Genomic DNA, 23,333 nt, shown 5'->3' with positions numbered 1-23,333 from the left:
CCTCGTTCCCCTCTTCAATCAGATAGTGATCCCCATCGACTGGCGCAAGTAAGCGCCCGCACCGAGCAGCCCCGGCCCTTCATGGGTGATCAGAAACACCGGGATCTCCTTGAGGTAGGATTTGAAGCGCCCCTTGTCTTCAAAGGCGACCCGGAAACCGGAACCGGTAAAGAACTCCTGGAAGCGCGGCACTATGCCACCTGCGATATAGACGCCGCCAAAGGTACCCATATTGAGGGCCAGATTGCCGGCAAAGCGGCCCATCAGCATGCAGAACAGGCTCAGGGTGCGACGGCAATCGAGGCACTCCCCGGCCAGTGCGCGCTCGGTAATGTCTTTGGGGGCAAACGGCTCTGGCTCACGGCCATCGGATTTCACCAGCCCGCGATAGAGATTGACCAGACCCGGGCCGGAGAGGAAACGCTCGGCCGAGACATGGCCCAATTCACCCCGCATCACCTGCAGCACCGCATCTTCCTCTTCGGTGTTGGCGGCAAAATCCACATGACCCCCTTCACCCGGCAGACTCAGCCACTGTTCGCCCGCCTTGACCAGGTGCGCGACCCCAAGGCCGGTGCCCGCGCCATAGATGGCGATGGGTTTGTCAGCCACCGGCGCCGCGCCGCCCAGCTGGATGCGATCCGATTCAGCCAGTACCGGCACCGCCATCGAGACGGCGGTGAAGTCGTTGATCACCTGCAGGCGAGCCAGCCCGAGATTGCGCTGCATCTCGTTGATGGAGAACTCCCAGCTGTGGTTGGTCATGGCGACCCAGTCACCATTGATGGGGCAGGCGATGGCGATGCAGGCTTCAGCCACCGGAACCTTGTGTTCCTCCAGATAGAGGCGTACCACGGCTTCAAGGCTGGGATGGGCAAGACCTGAGTAGGTTTTTGCCTGAGAGATAGTACCGGTGGCCAGCTCACACAGGGCCAGCCGCGCATTGGTGCCGCCGACATCGCCGACCAGCGCATGGGTATGCTGCATAACAACTCCTTCGTTACAGGATGGGGACGACTCTGGTGTCCCGAGATTATTGTTGGATTATGACAGCCCATTCTATCCGAGCCGGGCCCCGCTCACCCACCGGATCGATACAAATGTGCGCCTGCTCACAATGTTGTTGCTTTGCAACATTTGTAAGCGCTTTCATGGCAAGGTGACGTTTTGTAACGAAAAGTACGAAATAATTAGAGATGAGTCATACTTTGTATGGCAGGCGTTAGTTGCGATAACCGCTTGTCTTGTATAGTCCTTAGCTTGAATGGAAACCTGCTTAGCCGTAGATTGAGTGCAAAGACACTGAAGCTAAATTACAAAAACGCCTGGTGGTGATGATGAATACCCTTGATAAAATTACGAACAACTTGGAAAGTTTCAGTAAATCAGAACGCAAGGTTGCCGAGGTGATCCTGGCGTCGCCCCAGACCGCCATCCACTCCAGCATCGCCGCTCTGGCCAAGATGGCCGATGTCAGTGAACCGACCGTCAACCGCTTTTGCCGCCGTCTCGATACTAAGGGCTTTCCCGATTTCAAACTCCATCTGGCCCAGAGCCTGGCCAACGGCACTCCTTACGTAAATCGTCATGTGGAAGCGGAAGACGGGCCGGATACCTACACCGCCAAGATCTTCGAATCCACCATGGCCTGTCTGGATGCCGCCAAAAACAGCCTGGATATTTCCGCCATCAACCGCTGCGTCGATATCCTGACCCAGTCCAAGAAGATCAGCTTCTTCGGCCTGGGCGCCTCCTCCGCCGTTGCCCGCGATGCCCAGAACAAATTCTTCCGCTTCAACATCCCGGTAGTGAGCTTTGAAGATATCGTCATGATGCGGATGAGCTGCATCAACAGCAGCGAAGGGGATGTGGTAGTGCTGATCTCCCATACCGGTCGCACCAAGGCGCTGGTGGAAATTGCAGCGCTGGCCCGTGAGAACGACGCTACCGTCATCGGTATGACTGCCAAAGACTCTCCGCTGGCCCGCGAGTGCAATCTGGTGCTCTCCATGGATGTGCCGGAAGATACCGATGTCTATATGCCGATGGCATCCCGCATTGCCCAGCTGGCGCTGGTGGATGTGCTGGCGACCGGTTTTACCCTGCGCCGGGGGATGAAATTTCGCGAAAACCTTAAGAAGGTTAAAGAGGGATTGCGCGAATCCCGCTTCGAAACCCCGCACTCTTCCTGAACCGTCGGGGGCTTTGGCCCCCGACTGTCTATGCCATCCGCCTTGGTGTAGTATTGTAATTTAATAACAAAAACCACCCAGATGGTTTGCAAACGGGTGCATCGAGCCATGGGCTTGATGGGGCAGAATCTCAAGTCATATCAACTTCATATTGGAGTCTTTCATGCCTAGACGTACAAAGATTGTAACCACACTCGGTCCGGCTACCGACCGCGAAGGGATCCTCGAAGGGATCATCCGCGCCGGGGCCGACATGGTGCGGATGAACTTCTCTCACGGCACTGCTGAAGACCATATCCTGCGCGCCAATCAGGTGCGTGACATTGCTGCCAAGCTCGGTCGTCACGTCGCCATCATGGGTGATCTGCAAGGCCCGAAAATCCGTGTTTCCACTTTCAAGGATGGCAAAATCTATCTGGCCATCGGTGACAAGTTCATTCTCGACGCGGCACTCGGCAAGGGTGAAGGGTGTCAGGAGCAGGTCGGTATCGACTACAAGAGCCTGCCAGACGATGTGGTTCAGGGCGACATCCTGCTGCTGGACGATGGCCGTGTGCAACTGAAGGTCGAGCAGGTTGAAGGCACCCGCATTCACACTACGGTGACCGTGGCCGGGCCGCTCTCCAACAACAAGGGCATCAACAAGAAAGGGGGCGGTCTCTCAGCTCCGGCCCTGACCGAGAAAGACAAGGAAGACATCAAGACCGCTGCCCGCATGAATGTGGACTATCTGGCTGTCTCCTTCCCGCGCTGTGGCGATGATCTGCGCTACGCCCGTGAGCTGGCCCGCGAAGCCGGTTCCAATGCCAAGATCGTGGCCAAGGTTGAGCGCGCCGAAACCGTCGCCACCGATGAGGCGATGGAAGACATCATCCTCGGTTCCGATGCTGTGATGGTCGCCCGTGGCGATCTGGGGGTCGAGATCGGTGACCCCGAGCTGGTTGGCGTACAGAAGAAGCTGATCCGCCACTCCCGTCGTCTGAACCGTGTGGTGATCACCGCCACCCAGATGATGGAGTCGATGATCAATGCGCCGCTGCCGACTCGTGCAGAGGTCATGGACGTGGCCAACGCCGTGCTGGATGGTACCGATGCGGTGATGCTTTCTGCCGAGACTGCTGCCGGTCAGTTCCCCATCGAGACTGTGACCTCCATGGCGAGCGTCTGTGTCGGTGCCGAGAAGCACCCGAGCCTGAATGTCTCCAACCACCGCATGAGCTACACCTTCACTTCCGTTGAAGAAGCTGTAGCCATGTCCACCATGTATGCGGCCAACCACCTGGAAGGGGTCAAGGCGATCGTGGCACTGACCGAGTCCGGCACCACGCCGTTGCTGATGTCCCGTATCAGCTCCGGTCTGCCGATCTTCGCCATGTCTCCCCACAACAAGACCCTGGCCTGGACCAACCTCTACCGTGGCGTCACTCCGGTGATGTTTGATGGTGACGAGACCAAACCGGTCTACGAAGTGTGCCGCGACGCGCTGGCTGTGCTCAAGGATAAGGGGCTGTTGCAGAGCGGTGACATGGTGCTGCTGACTCACGGTGACAAGATGGAAACCGTGGGTAGTACCAACACCTGCAAGGTGATGATGGTCGAATAAGCCAGTCCAGTTTTACTGTGCTTAACAAGGCTGCTCCTCTTTGATGAGCAGCCTTTTTGTTAACCGCAGTCGGGCTGTGGCGGTATAAACAGGACTCAATGATTGCTTAACCGGATTCCCCTTCCGATAATGCGGGAGTGATTTTCAGCGGGTAGCCTGTTGTAGGTGATCGTCTCAGGTAACCCAGACACTCGACAATACGGGAGTGAAAAAATGAACAAGCGTAACTGGTTGCTGGCCTTGTCACTGAGTCTGGCCTTCTCACCCTGTTATGCCGACTGGGCCAAGCTAAAGGCCGCAGCGTCCGATCTGGGAGCGGCAGTTAGCGAGACCAGCAAGGAGGTGTGGCAGGATGTCAGCGATTTCTCCAAGAAGAGCTGGGCTTCCATCTCGGCCTGGGGAGAGGATGCCTTCAATACCGCCGGGGTCTGGACCGACAAGAGCATCGCGACCGGCAAGGAGTGGCTGAAGGCAGCCGACAAGGAGCTCAACGAGATGCTCAACCCCAAGACGGCGAAAGAGGCGAGGATCGCGCTCAATACCATGGCCGACACTGCGCTGATCCGGTTGTTCAATGAGCAGCCATCAGCCAAGTTGTTGTTTGACAAGGCTTATGGCTATGCAGTGTTCGATTCGCGCAAGTTCTCCCTGATGCTGCATACCAATCAGGGGGCCGGGGTGGCAGTCAATCGCAAAACCGGCAAGCACACCTATATGAAGATGTTTGGTGCGGGTCTGGCGGCCGGGATTGGCGGCAAGTTCTATCAGCAGGTGATCCTGTTTGAAGACAAGGCCAGATTCGATGCCTTCGTGACCCAGGGGTGGGAGGCCACCTCCGAAGTGGGCGTGGTGGCCGGCAAGGAGAGCGCCGAGCTTACCGCCAAATACAACGGCGGCATGGCCATCTACCAGATTGGCGAGAAGGGGTTGCTGCTCGATGCCAATATCTCCGGCTCCAAGTACTGGATTGACAAGGACTTGACTGAAACGAGCCGCTAATCCCGCCGTTATCGGTTGCTCACTGCACGCCATGCGCTTGTCGTGATCTTGCCAACAGGCCCGCAGTGCGGGCCTGTTTGTTCTCTCGGTGTCAGTGGGCTGAATAGACCTGCTTGCCCTTGAACATGGTCCAGAGCACCTTGGTCTCCTTGAGCTCTTCGCTTGCTACCTGTTCCAGATTGCGATCCAGCAAGATCAGGTCAGCACTCTTGCCCGCGCTGATGGAGCCAATCTCTTTCTCCCGTCCAATTACCTTGGCGGCGTTGAGGGTATAGGCCTGCAAGATGGCCTGACGGCTGATCTGCTCGCTGGCGGGGGGCTGCAAGCCAAGCTCCCCTTGACGAGTGATCGCGGTATACATGGCGAGGAAAGGGTTGGGGCTGGAGACCGGCCAGTCACTGGCACCGGCGATAATGGCGCCGCTTTGCAGCAAGCTGCCTGCCGGATAGAGGCGGGCTAGCAGTGCCGGGGGCACTTTTCCTTCAAGCAGCAGGGTGGTCGCCACGTTTTTCCCGGCCCACAAGAGTTGCATCGATGCGGCCACATTGAGCGGTTTGAAGCGGGCAATACTGGCCGGGCTCACCACCTCCAGATGGGTGATGCTGTGCAGCAGGCGGTGATCCTGATTGTGGGCCCGGGCATAGGCGATGGCATCGAGGGATTCACGGACGGCCCGATCGCCGATGGCATGAAAGTGAGCGATAAGTTGATGGGCATCCGCGGTGCGGATCAGCTCGTTGAAACGCTGCTTGTCCAAATCGTCCTTGCCGCTGTAACCGGGACGGTTGAGGTAGGGCTCGCTCAACTTGGCGGTCTGGGATGGATACTCGATGACACCATCTTGCAGGATCTTGACCCCACCAGTTTCACGTCCGGGGCATCTTGAAACTGCTGTTGCAGCGCTAATACGTCATCAATGATGGTGGGTGAGGCATGTATCCCCACCAGTGCCAGTGCGGATACATGTCCGGTCAGCTTGCCTTCCCGGGAGAGCATGCTGTACGCCGGCAGCAGGCAGGTATCGCGGCGATCCGGCTCGGCGTTGAAGATGGGGGCGAGGGGGCGAATGTTGCTGATAGGGTCCATCCAGGCGGTAATGCCCACCTGATTGAGTTGTTTGGCGGCAGTCATGATGGCACTGGCAATCGTCTCGTCGCTGACGGGGGGCAGCGCCTTGAGGATGGCATCCCAGCCGCCTTCCGAGGCAAAGCCATTGAGCTTGCCGGATGGGGTGAGGCCAAAATTGCCTTTCAGCGGAGCATAACGACCGTCAAGGGAGCCGGCATCAATGCCAGCCTTGCGCAGCATGGCCTGATTGGCCCAACCGGTGTGGGCATCCGAACCGGCAAGCACCACCGGGATCTGCCGGTATTGCGGGCCATTGAACACCTGATCGAGCAGGGGAAGCTGATGCCAGTAGTCGAGGGAGACATTGCTGTATAGCTCTACATCGCCCAGTGTCAGGCGGGGATCATCCTTGCTGCGGGTCAGAAATAGCTGCACCTGCTCAACCTCACTCATGGCGTCAGGAAAGTTAACCGTCATCCCCTGAAAACCGGCAAATGCCGCATGAACATGGCTGTCGATGAGCCCCGGCATCAGGTACTTTCCTTTCAGATCAAGACGCTTGGCATGGTTGCCGAGGCGGGCGCTGACCTCCTGATAGCTGCCGACTGCCACTATCTTTTTACCTTCAATGCCGACCGCTTCCGGGTGAGGGTTCGCCGGATCACCACTGTAGATGGTGCCGCCAAAGATCAGCGTCTGGCTCTGTGACTGGGCATTGGCGGCAGCGGGAAGCGTCACCATCAGGCTGGCGAGAAACAGCGTTTTGATATTCATGGGCATGACTCCGTCGCTTCGGTGCCCGAAGGCACCGAAGTGGGTAAATGGAAATGAGGTATCGGCTTATCGGTTGATCAGCGGGATACAGATATCAAACACGTAATGCTCCCGGTCGGGGTCCGTGCCTGCGTGGTATTGCTCGTAACACGGGCGATCGTCGCAGTTCAGCCCTTGACCCACTACCCAGCGAAACGCCGTTTCCCAGCAAGCGACCAGTTGATCGCCGCGAGCGATAAACTGACAAACCGCATAGGGGCCCGCGGCGATGGTCTGGGTGGTTAACTGGCGCCCAGCGGGGATCTCTGGCCCCAGCTCGATGCAGACGTCAGTACGGCAACGGGTCTCATCGGTGATATCGGGGATATCCCAATAGAGACTCAGGGTACCCGCCGGTGTCATCGCCTCGTCTGAGGCGAACAGCGCGAGCAAATCCCGATGAGCTTGCTCGCAGGTCTCTTTGCCATAGGGGCCCAGGCGGCGCATGTACGCCACGCGCCGGGCGGGCATCTGCCTGACGCTAGCCCCCTGCAACAGACCCGGGTGTTCGGTGACCGGGTGCATGACCAGGCCATCATAGGTGTCAAAGGGAAGGGATCGTTTCCAATCTTGCTTTTCCAGTTTCCCCCCTGCTGCTGGCGGTATTCCGAGGGGCTCATGGCGAAGTGCAGGCGAAAGGCCTTGGCGAAATTCTGCGAGCTGGAGAACCCGGCGGCCAGTGCGAGGGGGGTGATGTCACTCTGGGGGGAGGCGAGCAAGCGACGGGCAGCGCGTTCCATACGCAGGCGCCGGGTAAATCCGGCAATGGTTTCGCCGACCATCGTCTTGAAAATACGGTGGAAGTGGAAGGTGGAGATGGCTGCCGCTGCTGCGACCTCATCCAGGCCCGGATTGTCATCCAGATGTTGGCTGATGTAGTCCATCGCCTTGAGCACGGGTTTGCGATAATCCAGAGCGGACTCCTTGCCAGCCAGCAAAAGTGGGCGTCAGAGTCGGATTTAATCAGAGCCACCTGCCGTTGTCGAACTCGTCCAGCCTGGTCTGGCCACTCATCCGCATCGCGCTTTTAACGCATTGGCACTCTAATTGCTTGTTGCATGCCAGCGTCAATGATTTGTCTGGGGATGAAAAATGGAAATTAGTGCAAGCAGCCTGATGCAAGAGATGCAGGCGCTCAAGATCGAAGCAGGCGCAACGCCGCTGGCACAACCCGGTCGTCAGGTAACCTCCGATTTTGGTCAGCTGCTGCAACAGGCGCTTGGCAACGTCAACGAGCTGCAAGGGGCCGCCAATGATCTGCGTACCCGTTTCGATATGGGTGACAAGTCGGTGGATCTGGCCGAGGTGATGATCGCGGGCCAAAAATCCTCCATCGCCTTTGAAGCCACGGTACAGGTGCGCAACAAGATGGTCGATGCCTACAAGACCATCATGAACATGCCGGTATAAGCGACGCCAATAAACCATGACGACTGAACATCATGAACATGTCAGCAATAAGGACATAAATCGTGGCTACTGACCAAAACGGCGATCTGCTGATAAACGATGAGGGCACCGCCGCCCTCGATGAAAATGAGCAGAAGAGTTCGGCGCTGGGCTTCCTGTCCAACACCGATGTGCTGCGGCAAATAACTCTGATCCTGGGGCTTGCCATCTGTCTGGCCATTGCGGTGTTTATCCTGCTGTGGGGCAAGGAGCCGGACATGCGTCCCCTCGGCACCTACACCACCCAGGAGCTGGTGAAGACTCTCGATTTCCTCGATCAGCAGAAGATCCCCTATGAGGTGGATGGCAAGAGCGTGCTGGTCAACGCCGAAAGCTACCCCACTATCCAGTTGGCCCTGACCCGTGCCGGTCTTGCCAATGCCACCGATAGCAACATCGGTGGTGAAGATATCCTGCTCAAAGATTCCAGTTTCGGCGTCAGCCAGCGGATGGAGAGCGAACGTCTGAAGCTGAGCCGCGAGCGCCAGCTGGCGAGCGCCATCGAGCAGTTCCAGAATGTGGCCAAGGCCCAGGTGCTGCTGGCTATCCCGAAAGACAACGTGTTTGCCCGCAACGAACGCAAACCCAGTGCCACCGTGGTGCTCAACCTGAAAGGGGCGGCGCTGGGGCAGGGGGAGGTGGACTCCATCGTCGATATGGTTGCCTCTGCGGTACACGGCCTCGAACCGACTCGTGTCACCGTCACCGACCAGAATGGCCGCCTGCTCAACTCCGGCTCGCAAGATCCACTCTCTGCCCAGACTCGCAAAGAGTTTGCCATGCAGCAGAAGCAGGAGCTGGAGTACAAACAAAAAATTGACGCCATCCTGATCCCGGTGCTGGGGGCCGACAACTATACGGCGGAAGTGGATCTCTCTCTCGACTTCTCCCAGCAGGAGCAGACCCGCAAGACTTACAACCCGGATCTGCCTGCAGTGCGCTCCGAAATGACCATGGAAGAGAACAGCGCCAGCGGTAGTAATGGTGGCGTGCCCGGTTCCCTCTCCAATCAGCCTCCAGCTGCCTCCACTATTCCCGAGCAGGTCACGACCACTGCTGCTGATGGTACCACCACAGTTGCTGCTGGTCGCTCCCGCAAAGAGGCGACCCGAAACTTCGAGCTGGATACCACAGTTAGCCACACCCGTCGTCAGATGGGTGGCATTCGCCGTATGACCGTATCGGTTGCCGTGGATTACAAGGCGGTGCCCGGCGCAGATGGGGCCGTGACCCGTGAGGCGCGCACCCAGGCAGAACTCGATACATTGCGCCGTTTGCTGAGCGGTGGCCTTGGCTTTGATGTGACCCGTGGTGATACCCTTGAGGTGGTCGCGATTCCGTTCAATCGTCCAGAGCTGGATACCGTGGCCGAGGTGCCGCTCTACGATCAGCCCTGGTTCTGGCGTGCGGTGCGCATCGCCGCCTCGGTGCTGGTGATTATCGTGTTGATCGTGACCGTGATCCGTCCCATGCTCAAGCGACTGCTCTACCCGGATGCCAAACCGGAAGGGGAGCTGGACTTCGACAACCACACCGTACTGGGTGGCGACGACGAGTTGAGCCTGCTGTCAGCACAAGTCGAGAGCGATCAGGTGTTTGGTGTACGTGATGGCCAGCTGAAACTGCCGGATCTGCACCGTGACGAAGACTTGCTCAAGGCGGTACGTGCGCTGGTAGCGAACGAGCCGGATCTGGCCGCTCAGGTCATTAAAGAATGGGTAACGAACAAAGATGCCTGAAGAAAAGAAGAGTCAAGTCACCGGCAATGACATCACCGACAGTCAGCGCCAGATCCTCGACCAGATGTCGGGGATGGAGATGGCTGCGGTGTTGATGCTCAGCCTCAATGAAGAGGATGCCGCCCAGATCTTCCGTCATCTCGAGCCCAAGCAGGTGCAGCGGCTCGGTATGTCGATGGCTTCCATGTCTGACTTCAGTCACGATCGGGTGGCGGCGGTGCACCGTCAATTCATCGACGATATCCAGAAGTACACCAACATCGGTATCGGCAGCGAAGACTTCGTGCGCAAGGCGTTGGTGGCGGCCCTTGGCGAGGACAAGGCGAGCAATCTGGTGGATCAGATCATTCTCGGTTCCGGCGCCCGCGGCCTCGATTCGCTCAAGTGGATGGATGCCCGTCAGGTGGCCAGCATCATCCAGAACGAACACCCGCAGATCCAGACTATCGTGCTCTCCTATCTGGAGCCGGAGCAATCCGCCGAGATCCTGAGCCAGTTCCCGGAGCAGGTGCGCCTCGATCTGGTGATGCGTATCGCCAACCTTGAAGAGGTACAACCGGCGGCACTGCAAGAGTTGAACGATATCATGGAGAAACAGTTCGCCGGTGCGGCCGGTGCCCAGGCAGCCAAGATGGGTGGCCTGAAGGCTGCCGCCAACATCATGAACTATCTGGATACCAATATCGAAGGCCAGCTGATGGACTCCATCCGCGAGTCGGATGAAGAGATGAGCCAGCAGATCCAGGATTTGATGTTCGTGTTCGAAAACCTCATCGATGTGGACGATCGCGGCATCCAGACCATGCTGCGGGAAGTGCCGGGGGATCTGCTGCAACGCGCCCTCAAGGGCTCCGACGATCAGATGCGCGAGAAGATCTTCAAGAACATGTCCAAACGGGCGGCGGAAATGCTGGCGGACGATCTGGAGGCCATGGGGCCGATCCGGGTCTCCGAAGTGGAAGCGGCCCAGAAAGAGATCCTCTCCATCGCCCGTCGTCTGGCGGATGCCGGCGAAATTATGCTGGGTGCAGGTGGCGGCGAGGAGTTCCTCTAAGTCATGGCCCATAAACAGAGTTGCGATGCCAAGCCCGCATCAGGCAGTGGTGAGGAGCCGCGCAAAGCATGAACAACAAACTGCGTGGTTATGTGCGCCCCGAGGGTGATGATGCCCGGGTTGAGACCTGGGGCTGGCCCGAGATGGAGGTCGAGGTAGAGGCGGGAGCGCCCACCAATGCCCTCGGCCTTGCCCCTGACTGGTATCAGCAGGAAGAGGAGGTGGTGGAGCCGGAGCCCGAACAGGAGCCGACCCCCAGCATCACCGCCGAAGAGCTTGAAGCGATCCGTCAGGCCGCCTGGGAAGAGGGGATGGCAGAGGGGCGCGAATCCGGTTATGCCAAGGGAATGGAAGAGGGCAAACTGGAAGGGTTGCAACAGGGCCACTCTGCCGGTCTCGAACAGGGGCGCGAGGAGGGGCTGGCGATGGGCCGCGAGCTGGTGGAGCAGGAGATCGCCCACTGGCAGGGGCTCGCCGCCCGCCTTGCCAATCCGCTTAACGAGCTGGATCAGGCGGTGGAGCAGGAGCTGGTCTCGCTGGTGATGCAACTGGCCAGAGCGCTGATTCGTCATGAAGCGGAGACCTCTCCCCGCACTCTGCTGGAGGCGCTTAAAGAGGGGCTGGCCTTTCTGCCTGCCGCCGAACAGGGGGTGACTCTGATGCTGCACCCCGACGATATCGCGCGAATCGAGCAGGCATTTGGCGCTGAAGAGTGCGCCAAGCGCCACTGGCGATTGCAGAGCGATCCCACCCTCTCTCCCGGCGATCTGCAACTTGCCACCGAGCTCTCCAGCATCGATTTGACCCTCTCCGGGCGCATCGATCAGTTGCTGCGCAACTTCTTGCGGGACAATGCGTCGCAGAAACCGGCTTCGCCGGATCCACGCCCATAACCGATGCCGGACCTTGTCGTCCGGCTGCACTTTTTAGCTTCCAGGAGGCCAGATGAGCCGCTCGCTACTGAACCGGTTGCAAGGGTACAAGGTACGCGACTGCGCCCCCAAACCGCCGGTTGCCGGTAAGTTGACCCGGGTGGTGGGGCTGACACTCGAAGCCATCGGCTGTCGTGCCGCCATCGGCGCACTCTGCCGTATCGATACCCTTGATGGCACGCTGGAGGCTGAAGTGGTCGGTTTTTCCGGCGATCGCCTCTATCTGATGCCGAGCGAGCAGCTCAAGGGGGTGATCCCCGGAGCCCGAGTGGTGCCTATCACCGAAGAGCACGGTATTCCGGTCGGCATGAATCTGCTTGGTCGGGTGATCGACGGTATCGGTCAGCCGCTGGATGGCCTCGGTCCCATTCTCTCCTCCCAAACGGTGCAGTTTGCCCAGCACCGCATCAATCCGCTTGCGCGTCGCCCCATTCATCAGCCGATGGATGTCGGGGTGCGTGCCATCAATGCGGTGCTGACGGTCGGGCAGGGTCAGCGGATGGGGCTGTTTGCCGGCTCAGGCGTCGGTAAATCGGTGCTGCTTGGCATGATGACCCGCGGCTCGGTAGCCGATGTGGTCGTGGTAGGGCTTATCGGCGAACGGGGGCGCGAGGTGAAGGAGTTCATCGAGGAGATCCTGGGCGAGGAGGGGCGTGCCCGTTCTGTGGTGGTGGCGGCTCCCGCCGATGCCTCACCGCTGATGCGTCTCAAGGGGTGTGAAACCGCACTGGCTATTGCAGAGTATTTCCGCGATCAAGGGCTCAACGTGCTGCTCTTGATGGATTCGCTGACCCGTTATGCCCAGGCACAGCGTGAAATCGCGCTGGCGGTGGGCGAGCCACCGGCGACCAAGGGCTATCCGCCCTCGGTATTTGCCAAATTACCGGCGCTGGTGGAGCGGGCGGGCAACGGCAGTGATGGCCAAGGCTCCATCACCGCCTTCTTCACCGTACTGACCGAGGGGGATGACCTGCAGGACCCCATCGCCGATGCGGCGCGGGCGATCCTCGATGGCCACATAGTGTTGTCCCGCGAGCTGGCTGATGCGGGCCACTATCCGGCCATCGATATCGAGAAATCTATCAGCCGGGTCATGCCCATGGTGACCTCGCCTGAACATATGGGGCTGGCACGCACCCTCAAGCAGTTTTACTCCCTCTACCAGCAGAACCGGGATCTCATTACCATCGGCGCCTACAGCCAGGGGGCTGATCCGCGTATCGATCGCGCCATCATCCAAAAACCCTATCTGGATCAATTCTTGCAGCAAGGGATGCGCGAGGTCATTCCCTACGATGATGGCCTGCAAGCCTTGCAGATGGTGGCCATGCCACTGATGCGTTGATGATGGTCGGAAACAGAGAGGTCGACGATGAGTAAAGGATTGGTACTGTTGGCCGATCGGTTGGTGGAGGCGGAGCAGCAGTGTGCGCTGGCGCTGGCGAAGGCGCAGCAGGATCTCAAGTTGTTCATGGATCAGCAAAATGCCCTCAACCAGTACCGCCAGATCTATCACCAGCAGTGGACAGATCGCGGCCTGCAGGGGATTTCCCCCCAGCAAAACAGCCAGTATCACGCCTTTATCAACAAGCTTGAACAGGCGGCGACCCAACAATACGAAGGGGTGTTGCAGGTGCGTCAGGCACTCGATCTGCGTCGTGAAGAGTGGCTGGCAGCCCAGCAGCGGCGCAAGGCGGTAGAGCTGTTGCTGGAGAAGCAGGCGAGCCGCGAGCAGCAGAAAGCCCAGCGTCAGGAGCAGAAGATGCTGGATGAGTACGCCATGTTGCGACGCTTTCATCAATCTGGCCTGTAACTTGCTTTGATATGGACATTGTCGGCGGCCATCTCTTGGGGGGCCACCAGAATTCAGGGATCCCATCATGATGCAGACACTGTTGACACAAACGCCTTCGGCTCCGGCCAACGGGTTGGACAAAGCGCCTCTGAGCGGTTCCGTCGAGAGCAAAAGTATCGATGGGGGAACCAGCAGCGACAGCAAGGGTGATTTCGCCACCCTGATTGCCAAGGCCCGGAACAGCGAACAGGGCGCCGCCGAGGCCACTCAGGGCGGTAACCATGTCCGATCAGCCAAATCTTTGGCGACCGAGAGCGCCTCTCCCAAAGAGGAGACTGGCAAGGAGCAGGATCCTGACGCCGACAACAAGGTGGAGGAAGTCCCTGCCACCGACTTTCTGCTCCGTCTGCAAGACTCCCTAAAGCTCGATACCTCGCTAGTGACTCCCCAGTTGGTGGTGGCGGCCCAACAGTGCGCCACTGCGGTAGACGGCAATCCGTTGCCGCAAGAGGGAGAGCAGGAGGGGATTGCGCTTGATGAAAGCGAGCAGACCCCAGCCGCTGCCAGGATTGCCCAACAACTTGCAGGTCAGACCGGGGCGCAAGCGCCGCTGGCGACGACCGCCCAATCGACTCTTGAAACCACGGTATCGTCCTCAGCGGCGCGAGTGGTGGCGCAGAGTGACGCTTCTTCCGCCGTTCTTTCCTCCGATGTGCCCTCCGATGAGGGAGAGAAGGTCGCGACCACTGCGGATGGGCAGTCCGGGGAGAAAGCCCCTGCCAAGGGCGAAACCCTCGGGGCAGATGGCAAGCACTCCAAGCCCCTCACGGGGGCAGAGCGGATGGCCCAGCTGGCTAAGGTGCTGCCGGTCGATGAGTCGACCAGTACCACCAAACCCGCTGAGTCGCTCGCGGCGAAAGAGGGGGGGGACAGCAAATCTGACCCCGTAGCTAACAGCACAGTGGCCGGCAAGGGGCAAACTGCGCAAGCCACGATTCAGGGCGCCGCGCTCAAGGCATTCCACGAGGGGCTCAAGCAACCTGATGCTGGTGTCGCCACAACCTCAACCACCGCAGCAGACAATGGTGCCACTGGCAAGGGGGTTGAGAAGAGTGCCGCTGAGGGAAGCCAGCAGACAGGCACTGCTGCATCCGCCAATCAAGGGGCGATGCAAGTGACGACAGCGCAAAGTACCGCTGCCCAGAGCAGCGTGACGCCAAATGTTGCGGCCCAGAACGATGGCGCCGTTGCGCCCGTGATGGTGGCGCCAGAACAGGTGTTGGCACAGGCCGAATCTCAGGGGCCGCAAGCACCGCTGTCGACCATTTCAGCCGGCATCAAGCAGATGGAAGTGACGGGCACCGACGAGGTGCGCAAAGCGGTGCAGCTGGAGGTAAAACCGAAGGCCGGTGAGGCGGAGAAGAGTCTTGTCGCTACGACATCGAGTAGCGAGAGCAGCCAGAGCCAGACCGCCCAGCATGGCCAGAACAGCCAGCCCCAGCCACAGGTGGCTGAAAGCCGGGCGCCTACCGCCGAGGCCACGCTGCGCCGTGAACCGCAGAATTTACCCCATTTGAAACTGGCCAGTCAGGAGGCGCCTGCCGAGTTGCATCAGAAGGTCAACGTGATGCTGGCCGAAAAACTGCAACAGGCGGAAATTCAGCTCGACCCCCTTGGCCTTGGCAAGATGAAGATCCAGATCCAGATCGGGGCCGATAGTCAGGCCAACGTCCATTTCGTGGTACAACATGGACAGACCCGTGAGATGCTGGAGCAGGCGATGCCCCGGCTGCGTGACATGCTGGCAGGACAGGGGATCCAGCTTGGTCAGACGCAGGTGCAACAGCAGTCGCAGCAACAGCAACAACAGGGCCAGCCTACCTTTAGCGGGCAGGGGCAGCAGGGTCAGAGTGGCGGTCAGTCACATGCCGGTAACGGGCTGGTTGAGGGGGAACCCACCACTGCCAACCTCGGTTTGCTGGTGGAATCGACAAACGGTTCCGGAATTGATTTCTATGCTTGATGCAATCCCGAGTAAGTTTATGATATCGAACAAGTTTGAGACTAGGGTGGACAAGGGATGGCTGACGATAACGAGTTGACGCTAAAAGACCCGGCCGCGGGCAAGAAAAAGAAGCTGATCATTATCATTGCCCTGGCGGTTATTTTGCTGGGCGGTGGCGGTGCTGGCGCCTTCCTGATGCTCTCCGGCTCCGATAAACCGCCCGCTGAAGCGGCGGAAGGTGCCGAGGCCACACCCAAGGAGGAAGCGCCTAAACCTTCCCTCTATGTCGGTATGCCGCGCCCCTTTGTCTTCAACGTCGCGGGGGCCCAGCGAGATCGACTGGTGCAGATCAAGATCCAGCTGATGGTGCGCGGTACTGCCGACGAAACGCTGGCCAAACAGAATATTCCCCTGATTGAAGGCACCTTGCTGCGGGTTTTCAGTGCAGCCAGTGCCGAACAGCTGATGACCTTCGAAGGCAAGGAGAAGCTGCGCAAGGATTCACTGGAAGAGTGCCGTCGAGTGCTCAAGGACTTGGTCTCTTCCCCCGTTATCGAACAAGTGCTGTTTACCGGCTTTGTAATGCAGTAGGTGAAGCGTGAGCGATCTGTTAAGTCAGGACGAAATTGATGCCCTCTTGCACGGTGTCGATGATGTCGAAGAGGAGGAGATAGGCTCGGCGGGGGATCCCGGTGTTGCCCAGTTTGATTTCTCTTCCCAGGACCGCATCGTCCGTGGTCGCATGCCGACGCTGGAGCTGGTGAACGAACGCTTCGCCCGCCATATGCGGATCAGTCTGTTCAACATGATGCGCCGTACCGCCGAGGTCTCCATCAACGGCGTGCAGATGCTCAAGTTTGGCGAGTATGTTCATACCCTGTTTGTGCCGACCAGTCTCAACATGGTGCGCTTTCGCCCGCTCAAGGGGACGGCGCTCATCACCATGGAGGCTAGGCTGGTCTTCATTCTGGTGGAGAACTTCTTCGGCGGCGATGGTCGCTATCACGCCAAGATTGAAGGGCGCGAGTTCACACCGACCGAGCGGCGGATCATCCAGATGTTGCTCAAGCTGGTATTTGAGGATTACAAGGATGCCTGGGCGCCGGTGATGGACGTGGGCTTCGAATATCTCGACTCCGAAGTGAACCCGGCGATGGCCAACATCGTCAGCCCGACCGAAGTGATCGTGGTCAGCTCGTTCCACATCGAGCTTGATGGTGGCGGCGGCGATTTCCACGTGGCCATGCCCTACTCCATGCTGGAGCCGATCCGTGAGCTGCTGGATGCCGGTGTGCAGAGTGACAAAGGGGATACCGATGTGCGCTGGAGCAAGGCGCTGCGTGACGAGATCATGGACGTCAAGGTGGAACTGCGGGCCAAGCTGCTTGAGACCGAACTCACCCTGCGTGAACTGATGGAGCTGCGACCCGGTGATATCATCCCTGTCGAGATGCCGGAAAATTTGCTGGTCTATGTCGAGGACTTGCCCACCTTCCACGCCAAGATGGGCCGCACCAAGGACAATGTGGCGCTCAAGATCATCGACAAGCTCAAGCGCCCGGATGGGGTCAAGACTGAGATGCATCTGGTCACCCGGGGCGGGGTGCGAATTGATGGCGAGGCTGAGCTGGAAGAGCTCGAGCGCAGTATCGAAGATCAACAGCGATAATCGACAGTTTATTACGGTAAACGGTCACGAAGTAGCATAAGGAAACAAGATGAGCGGAACTGAGGAAGAGGATCTGATGGCTGATGCTTGGGCTGCGGCTCTGGAGGAGCAGGTGACGGCGGAAGCCAAGCCAGCCCCGCTGGAAGAGTTGAAAGATGATGCCCCCATCAGTGCCGAGGAGCGGCGCAAGCTCGACACCATTCTCGATATTCCGGTCACTATCGCCATGGAGGTGGGCCGCAGCCAGATCAGCATTCGCAACCTGTTGCAGCTGAACCAGGGCTCGGTGGTGGAGCTGGATCGGGTCGCAGGCGAGCCGTTGGATGTATTGGTCAATGGCACCCTGATCGCCCACGGCGAGGTGGTGGTGGTGAACGACAAGTTCGGTATTCGTCTGACCGATGTCATCAGCCAGATTGAAAGGATCAAGAAGCTCAAATGATGCGCCTCCTGTTGTTATTGCTGCCTGTTCCGGCCTTTGCCGAGACGGCGGCATCCGCCACTGCGCCCACACTGAGTTCCTGGTTGCTCTCCAGTCTGATGGTGATTGGCCTCATTTTGGTGCTGGGCTTTCTGCTCAAGAAGAGCAAGCTGGCGACCGCCATGGGTGGCGGCCAGATGCGGGTCATCGCTTCGTTGCCCGTGGGTTACAAAGAGAAGCTGATGGTGGTCAAGGTGGGCGAACAGCAGTTGCTGGTCGGCGTAACACCGCAGCAGGTCAACTTTCTCTACCGGCTGGAGGAGCCGCTCGATGAAAATCAGCCGCAGGCGTTTTCCCAGCAGCTTGGCAAATTGATGGGCAAGCATGAAAATAGCTAACGGCTTATGGCTGAAAACGGGGCTGCTGGTCAGCCTGCTGATACCACTGTTTTGCTCTTGGCCTGCGCTGGCACAGGACGCCATGTCGGCGGTGACCGTCAAGACCATGGGGGATGGCTCTCAGGAGTACAGCCTGACCCTGCAAGTGCTGGCGCTGATGACCGCGCTCTCTTTCTTGCCGGCCATGGTGATCATGATGACCTCGTTTACCCGCATCATTGTGGTGTTGGGTATCTTGCGCCAGGCGATCGGTCTGCAACAGAGTCCTTCCAACCAGGTGTTGATCGGCATCGCCCTGTTCATGTCATTCTTCATCATGTCGCCGGTGTTGAATCGCATCAATGATGAGGCGTTGCAACCCTATCTGGCGGAGACCATTCAGGCCAAGGAGGCGCTTGAGCGGGCCGAGTTGCCTATCCACCAGTTCATGCTGGCCCAAACCCGGGTCAAGGATCTCAATACCTTTATGGAGATCGCCAACGTGCAGGTGGAGGAACCTGCAGATGTGCCGTTGCGGGTGCTGATCCCGGCATTTGTCACCAGCGAGCTGAAAACCGCCTTCCAGATTGGCTTTATGCTGTTTTTGCCGTTCCTTGTCATCGACCTGGTGGTCGCCAGTATCCTGATGGCGATGGGGATGATGATGCTATCGCCGATGATTGTCTCGCTGCCCTTCAAGCTGATGCTGTTCGTGATGGTGGATGGCTGGAATCTCATCCTGGGGTCGCTGGCCAACAGTTTCGGACTGGGCGCCGGTTAGCCGGTCGAGCGCAAGGAGCCCGAACATGAGTCCTGAAATCTTTGTCGATGTCTTTCGCGAGGCGCTCTGGCTGGTCAATATCATGGTGTGTGCCGTGATCTTGCCTGGCCTGATTGTTGGCCTGATTGTCGCAATCTTTCAGGCCGCCACCTCCATCAACGAACAGACCTTGAGCTTTCTGCCTCGTCTCATTGTGACGCTGTTTGCGTTGGGGGTTGGTGCCCACTGGGGTCTGCAGAGTCTGATGGACTTCTTCGTACAGATGGTCAGTCAAATATCCGAGGTGGTGGGATGACTTACACAACCGCTCTGATCATGGAGTGGTTGTCTTCCATCCTCTGGCCGCTGGCGCGGGTGAGCAGCCTGCTGATGGTGATGACGGTCTTTGGCAGCCGCCTCGTCCCTGCACGGGTACGGATGGGACTGGCTCTTGCCATCACTTTTCTGATTGCCCCGCTGTTACCGAAAATGCCCCCCATTGAACTCTTCTCTGCCGCCAGCTTTCTGGTATTGGGCCAGCAGTTGTTGATCGGCATCGCCCTTGGCCTGATGACCCAGTTTCTGATGGAGAGTTTTGTGATGGCCGGTCAGGTCATCGCTATGCAGACCAGTCTCGGCTTTGCCACCCAGGTGGATCCGATGAACGGCCAGTCGGCCCCCGTGGTGGGACAGTTCTATCTGATGCTGGCAACCCTGGTGTTTCTGGCACTGGATGGTCATCTGGTGATGTTGCAGTTGGTGATCCTCAGTTTTGAGACCTTGCCGGTGTCGGACATCGGACTCACTTTACCTGCCATCCGTACTCTGAGCGGTTTTCTCGGTGTGATGTATCAGGCCTCACTGGTGATGGCGCTTTCTGCCATCATTGCCTTGTTGCTGATCAACTTTGCTTTTGGTGTGATGACCCGGGCGGCGCCGCAGCTCAACATCTTCAGTATCGGCTTTGCGGTCAGCATGATGTCGGGCTTGCTCATCCTCTGGCTCACTATCGGCGGGTTCCTCGGTCACTTTGACATCATGTGGGAGCGGGTGCAGGAGGTCAGTTGCGAGCTGATCAACACCCAGTGCTTCGGGGGCGCTCATGGCTGATACCGACCAGGAACGTACTGAACAACCCACGGGCAAACGACTGCAACAGGCCCGTGAAAAAGGGCAGATTGCACGTTCAAAAGAGTTGGGGACCGCCAGCGTTCTGCTCTCGGCGGTCTTTGGCCTGTTAATGCTCAAGGGCTCGCTGGCTGCCGCCATGGTCAAGGTTGTCACCATGGGCTTTACCCTGGAGCGGGAGCAGGCTTTCGAACCCAATGCCATGATCGCTATAGTGCCAACGCTGCTGGGGGAACTGGTGCTGCCACTGGGGCTTTTGTTTGCGCTAGTGGCGATTGCTGCCTTTATTGGCAATACCTTGATGGGGGGGATGAACTTCTCCACCGAAGCAATGATGCCCAAGATGAGCAAGCTGAGTCCACTGAACGGACTCAAGCGAATGTTTGGGGTGCAGTCGCTGATCGAGCTGGTCAAATCCATCGCCAAGGTGGTGTTCATCACCCTGTTTGCCTGGTGGATGTTATCCAGCCAGTTCAATCACCTGCTCAACCTCTCCATGGAGGGGTTTCCCGGCGGCATTATCGATGCGCTGGAGCTGTTTCTCTGGATGCTGATCATCCTCTGCTGCGCCCTGCTTCCCATCGTTGCCATCGACGTGCCGTTCCAGCAGTGGAACCACATGCGTCAGCTCAAGATGACCAAGCAGGAGGTGAAGGACGAGTTCAGGGACAGCGAAGGCAAGCCCGAGGTAAAGGGTAAGATCCGCCAGCTGCAGATGCAGATGGCTATGCGCCGGATGATGGGGGATGTGCCCAAGGCCGATGTGGTGATCACCAACCCGACCCACTACTCGGTGGCGCTCAAGTATGATGCGGGCAAGCCTGGTGCTGCACCCAAGGTCGTGGCCAAGGGCACCGATGAAATTGCAATGAAGATCAGGGAGATAGCCAGAGAGTACGAGATCCCCATCATGCCTTCACCCGATCTGACTCGGGCGATTTACCACTCTACCGAGCTGGGTCGTGAAATACCTGAAGGATTGTTTGCTGCGGTTGCCCAGGTGCTCGCCTATGTCTTCCAGCTCAAGAAATTCCGTCGTGGTCAGGGGCGCCGTCCCCAGCCGCTGGCCAAGGATCTCCCCATCCCGACCGAATATCGCAAATGACAAAGTTCTGACGTAGTCAAAATAAATCCATTGCATTTCAATGTCTTGTATTGTTGGCTTGATGTTTGCTTTATTCTGGCACCAGCAGGTTGAAATTGAGAAGCGCGATGGAATTCAAGGCAGTATTGGGCCAGTTCAAAGAGTACAGGGGAGTATTGAGCAAAGGCCTTGGTACCCCTCTGCTGGTATTGGCTGCGCTCGGCATGGTGGTGTTGCCCATTCCGCCGCTGATGCTGGATGTGCTCTTCTCCTTCAACATTGCCCTCTCCATCGTGATACTGCTGGTGGCCGTCTATACCCGGCGTCCCCTCGAATTTGCTGCCTTCCCGACCGTACTGTTGCTCGCTACCCTGCTGCGATTGGCGTTGAACGTCGCCTCGACCCGAGTGGTGTTGCTGGAAGGTCATAATGGTACTGCCGCTGCGGGCCATGTGATCGAGGCGTTCGGCAACGTGGTGATCGGCGGCAACTATGCGGTCGGCATCATCGTTTTTACCATCCTGATGATCATCAACTTTGTGGTGATCACCAAGGGTGCCGGGCGGATCGCGGAAGTGAGTGCCCGTTTTACCCTTGATGCGATGCCGGGCAAACAGATGGCTATCGATGCCGATTTGAACGCCGGCCTTATCAATCAGGAAGAGGCGAAGAAGCGTCGTCAGGATGTGACCCAGGAAGCGGACTTCTACGGCTCCATGGATGGTGCCTCCAAGTTTGTCAAAGGGGATGCCATTGCGGGCATCATGATCCTCTTTATCAACATCATCGGCGGCTTCATCATCGGGATGATGCAGCACCAGCTGACCTTCAGCGAATCTGCCGAGATCTATACCCTGTTGGCCATCGGTGACGGTCTGGTGGCGCAGATCCCCTCCCTGCTGCTCTCCATCGCCGCCGCCATCATAGTGACCCGTCAGAATACCGATCAGGACATGGGTACCGCAGTACTGGGCCAGCTGTTTGACAATCCCAAGGCACTGATCATCTCTGCCGGCATTCTACTGATGATGGGACTGGTGCCGGGGATGCCGCATTTCGCCTTCCTGAGTCTGGGGGCTCTCGCCGCCGCTGGCGCCTGGTGGTTGCTGCGCCGCGAGAAACTGGCTGCCGCCAAAGCGGCCAAGGGTGAGCTGTTGCCTGCCACTGCCGAACAACCCCATGAGCAGAAAGAGCTGAGCTGGGACGATGTGATGCCGGTGGATATCATCGGGCTGGAAGTGGGTTATCAGCTGATCCCGCTGGTGGATCGCAATCAGGGTGGCGAACTGCTCAACCGGATCAAGGGGGTGCGCAAGAAACTCTCGCAAGAGCTGGGCTTTTTGGTCCCGGCCGTCCACATTCGCGACAACCTGGATCTGGCGCCAAACCAATACCGCATCACTTTGATGGGGGTCAGTACCGGCGAGGCCAATGTCTACCATGATAAAGAGATGGCCATCAATCCGGGGCAGGTGTTCGGCCAGATCCAGGGGATAGCCACTCGGGATCCCGCCTTCGGACTGGAAGCAGTCTGGGTTGCCAAGGAGATGGTCTCTCAGGCACAGACGCTGGGGTATACGGTGGTGGATACCGCGACGGTGGTGGCTACTCATCTGAGCCAGATCCTGACCAATCATGCGGCTCTGCTGCTGGGTCATGACGAGGTACAACAACTGCTCGACATGATTGGCAAACATCAGAGCAAGCTGGTCGAAGGTCTGGTGCCGGAAGTCATCAGCATGGGTAACCTTGTGAAGGTCTTGCAGAATTTGCTCAATGAAGGCGTGCCAATCCGCGATATGCGCACTATCCTGCAGACCCTGGTTGAATACGCGCCGCGCAGTCCGGATCCGGAAGTGCTCACAGCCGCTTGCCGGATTGCCCTGCGTCGCCTGATTGTGCAGGAGATTGCAGGCCCCGATCCCGAGCTGCCGGTGATTACCTTGGCGCCGGAATTGGAACGTATATTGCATCAATCCCTGCAGGCTGGTGGCGGTGATGGTGCCGGTATTGAACCGGGTCTGGCAGAGCGGATGCAGCGTTCGCTGGTGGAAGCCACTCAACGACAAGAATTGGAAGGCCAACCGGCCGTGCTTCTGACATCGGGGATCTTGCGCAATACCCTGGCGAAATTTGTCAAGAATGCCATTCCTGGATTGCGCGTTCTGTCTTATCAGGAAGTGCCCGACGACAAGCAGATCCGCATCGTCAGTGCGGTAGGGCAGAACTAGTTAGCGGAGACGAC

The 23,333-nt window shown here is 58.4% G+C and carries 20 protein-coding genes and 3 pseudogenes; 19 read left to right on the top strand and 4 right to left on the bottom strand.

All coding sequences use genetic code 11. The features are described 5' to 3' along the window. Nucleotides 1-18: 18 nt before the first annotated feature. Nucleotides 19-990: pseudogene (gene glk / locus ACW5W8_RS09525) on the bottom strand (glucokinase); the annotation flags it as partial. 347 nt (nucleotides 991-1,337) lie between these two features. Here glk and ACW5W8_RS09520 point away from each other — a divergent pair. The 3 genes from ACW5W8_RS09520 (at nucleotide 1,338) to befA (ending at nucleotide 4,794) form a co-directional block, all read left to right on the top strand. Further along, nucleotides 1,338-2,192, top strand: coding sequence for a MurR/RpiR family transcriptional regulator (locus tag ACW5W8_RS09520; protein WP_167335576.1), 855 nt, complete (start codon nucleotides 1,338-1,340; stop codon nucleotides 2,190-2,192). 163 nt (nucleotides 2,193-2,355) lie between these two features. Continuing rightward, complete coding sequence (gene pyk / locus ACW5W8_RS09515) at nucleotides 2,356-3,795, top strand: pyruvate kinase (RefSeq protein ID WP_005353698.1); 1,440 nt, start codon at nucleotides 2,356-2,358, stop codon at nucleotides 3,793-3,795. A 213-nt stretch (nucleotides 3,796-4,008) separates the two neighbouring features. Then, a complete protein-coding gene (befA, locus tag ACW5W8_RS09510) occupies nucleotides 4,009-4,794 on the top strand; it encodes a beta cell expansion factor BefA (protein WP_005353696.1) in 786 nt (261 codons plus the stop codon). A gap of 91 nt (nucleotides 4,795-4,885) precedes the next feature. Here the strand turns inward: befA and ACW5W8_RS09505 are convergent. The 3 genes and pseudogenes from ACW5W8_RS09505 to ACW5W8_RS09495 form a co-directional block, all read right to left on the bottom strand. Beyond that, nucleotides 4,886-6,636 (bottom strand): annotated as a pseudogene (locus tag ACW5W8_RS09505) (amidohydrolase). Between the two features lie 66 nt (nucleotides 6,637-6,702). Next, the gene (locus ACW5W8_RS09500; RefSeq protein WP_498627534.1) at nucleotides 6,703-7,200 is read right to left on the bottom strand and encodes an AraC family transcriptional regulator; all 498 of its coding nucleotides are present in this window, start codon (nucleotides 7,198-7,200) and stop codon (nucleotides 6,703-6,705) included. A 128-nt stretch (nucleotides 7,201-7,328) separates the two neighbouring features. Next, nucleotides 7,329-7,457 (bottom strand): annotated as a pseudogene (locus ACW5W8_RS09495) (helix-turn-helix transcriptional regulator); the annotation flags it as partial. Nucleotides 7,458-7,767: 310 nt separating this feature from the next. Between ACW5W8_RS09495 and fliE the strand changes: the two are divergent. The 16 genes from fliE (at nucleotide 7,768) to flhA (ending at nucleotide 23,319) form a co-directional block, all read left to right on the top strand. After that, nucleotides 7,768-8,085, top strand: coding sequence for a flagellar hook-basal body complex protein FliE (gene fliE, locus ACW5W8_RS09490; RefSeq protein WP_005362062.1), 318 nt, complete (start codon nucleotides 7,768-7,770; stop codon nucleotides 8,083-8,085). Between the two features lie 62 nt (nucleotides 8,086-8,147). After that, nucleotides 8,148-9,863: a flagellar basal-body MS-ring/collar protein FliF gene (gene fliF / locus ACW5W8_RS09485; protein ID WP_498627532.1), complete on the top strand. Its 1,716-nt coding sequence runs from the start codon at nucleotides 8,148-8,150 to the stop codon at nucleotides 9,861-9,863. After that, complete coding sequence (fliG, locus tag ACW5W8_RS09480; protein ID WP_005334749.1) at nucleotides 9,856-10,917, top strand: flagellar motor switch protein FliG; 1,062 nt, start codon at nucleotides 9,856-9,858, stop codon at nucleotides 10,915-10,917. The genes fliF and fliG overlap by 8 nt, the downstream gene beginning before the upstream one ends. Before the next feature lie 68 nt (nucleotides 10,918-10,985). Further along, nucleotides 10,986-11,810 (top strand): flagellar assembly protein FliH, encoded by an 825-nt coding sequence (gene fliH / locus ACW5W8_RS09475; RefSeq protein WP_498627531.1) that lies wholly within the window; start codon nucleotides 10,986-10,988, stop codon nucleotides 11,808-11,810. 52 nt (nucleotides 11,811-11,862) lie between these two features. Further along, on the top strand, nucleotides 11,863-13,194 hold the full coding sequence (gene fliI / locus ACW5W8_RS09470; RefSeq protein ID WP_498627529.1) for a flagellar protein export ATPase FliI: 1,332 nt from the start codon (nucleotides 11,863-11,865) through the stop codon (nucleotides 13,192-13,194). 27 nt (nucleotides 13,195-13,221) lie between these two features. After that, on the top strand, nucleotides 13,222-13,662 hold the full coding sequence (fliJ, locus tag ACW5W8_RS09465; protein ID WP_498627527.1) for a flagellar export protein FliJ: 441 nt from the start codon (nucleotides 13,222-13,224) through the stop codon (nucleotides 13,660-13,662). A 67-nt stretch (nucleotides 13,663-13,729) separates the two neighbouring features. After that, nucleotides 13,730-15,667 carry a flagellar hook-length control protein FliK gene (locus tag ACW5W8_RS09460; protein WP_498627525.1) on the top strand — a complete coding sequence of 646 codons (1,938 nt, stop codon included), beginning with the start codon at nucleotides 13,730-13,732 and terminating at the stop codon, nucleotides 15,665-15,667. A gap of 57 nt (nucleotides 15,668-15,724) precedes the next feature. Next, nucleotides 15,725-16,240, top strand: coding sequence for a flagellar basal body-associated protein FliL (gene fliL / locus ACW5W8_RS09455; protein ID WP_043822474.1), 516 nt, complete (start codon nucleotides 15,725-15,727; stop codon nucleotides 16,238-16,240). A 7-nt stretch (nucleotides 16,241-16,247) separates the two neighbouring features. Continuing rightward, the gene (fliM, locus tag ACW5W8_RS09450; RefSeq protein ID WP_431361738.1) at nucleotides 16,248-17,318 is read left to right on the top strand and encodes a flagellar motor switch protein FliM; all 1,071 of its coding nucleotides are present in this window, start codon (nucleotides 16,248-16,250) and stop codon (nucleotides 17,316-17,318) included. Between the two features lie 49 nt (nucleotides 17,319-17,367). Further along, the gene (gene fliN, locus ACW5W8_RS09445) at nucleotides 17,368-17,760 is read left to right on the top strand and encodes a flagellar motor switch protein FliN (protein ID WP_005298791.1); all 393 of its coding nucleotides are present in this window, start codon (nucleotides 17,368-17,370) and stop codon (nucleotides 17,758-17,760) included. Further along, entirely contained in the window at nucleotides 17,757-18,137 is a 381-nt protein-coding gene (fliO, locus tag ACW5W8_RS09440; protein ID WP_498627522.1) for a flagellar biosynthetic protein FliO, read from the top strand. Before fliN ends, fliO begins: the two co-directional genes overlap by 4 nt. After that, on the top strand, nucleotides 18,124-18,897 hold the full coding sequence (gene fliP, locus ACW5W8_RS09435) for a flagellar type III secretion system pore protein FliP (RefSeq protein WP_498627520.1): 774 nt from the start codon (nucleotides 18,124-18,126) through the stop codon (nucleotides 18,895-18,897). Before fliO ends, fliP begins: the two co-directional genes overlap by 14 nt. A 25-nt stretch (nucleotides 18,898-18,922) precedes the next feature. Further along, a complete protein-coding gene (gene fliQ / locus ACW5W8_RS09430) occupies nucleotides 18,923-19,192 on the top strand; it encodes a flagellar biosynthesis protein FliQ (protein WP_498627518.1) in 270 nt (89 codons plus the stop codon). Further along, complete coding sequence (gene fliR, locus ACW5W8_RS09425) at nucleotides 19,189-19,986, top strand: flagellar biosynthetic protein FliR (protein WP_431361734.1); 798 nt, start codon at nucleotides 19,189-19,191, stop codon at nucleotides 19,984-19,986. Before fliQ ends, fliR begins: the two co-directional genes overlap by 4 nt. Next, a complete protein-coding gene (gene flhB, locus ACW5W8_RS09420; protein WP_498627516.1) occupies nucleotides 19,979-21,109 on the top strand; it encodes a flagellar biosynthesis protein FlhB in 1,131 nt (376 codons plus the stop codon). Before fliR ends, flhB begins: the two co-directional genes overlap by 8 nt. 107 nt (nucleotides 21,110-21,216) lie before the next feature. Then, on the top strand, nucleotides 21,217-23,319 hold the full coding sequence (gene flhA / locus ACW5W8_RS09415) for a flagellar biosynthesis protein FlhA (protein ID WP_498627514.1): 2,103 nt from the start codon (nucleotides 21,217-21,219) through the stop codon (nucleotides 23,317-23,319). Nucleotides 23,320-23,333: the final 14 nt, after the last annotated feature.

It is taken from the genome of Aeromonas aquatilis, assembly GCF_054052405.1.
Note: the sequence above shows the minus strand (reverse complement) of the source record. Positions and strands in the feature narration are given on the sequence as shown.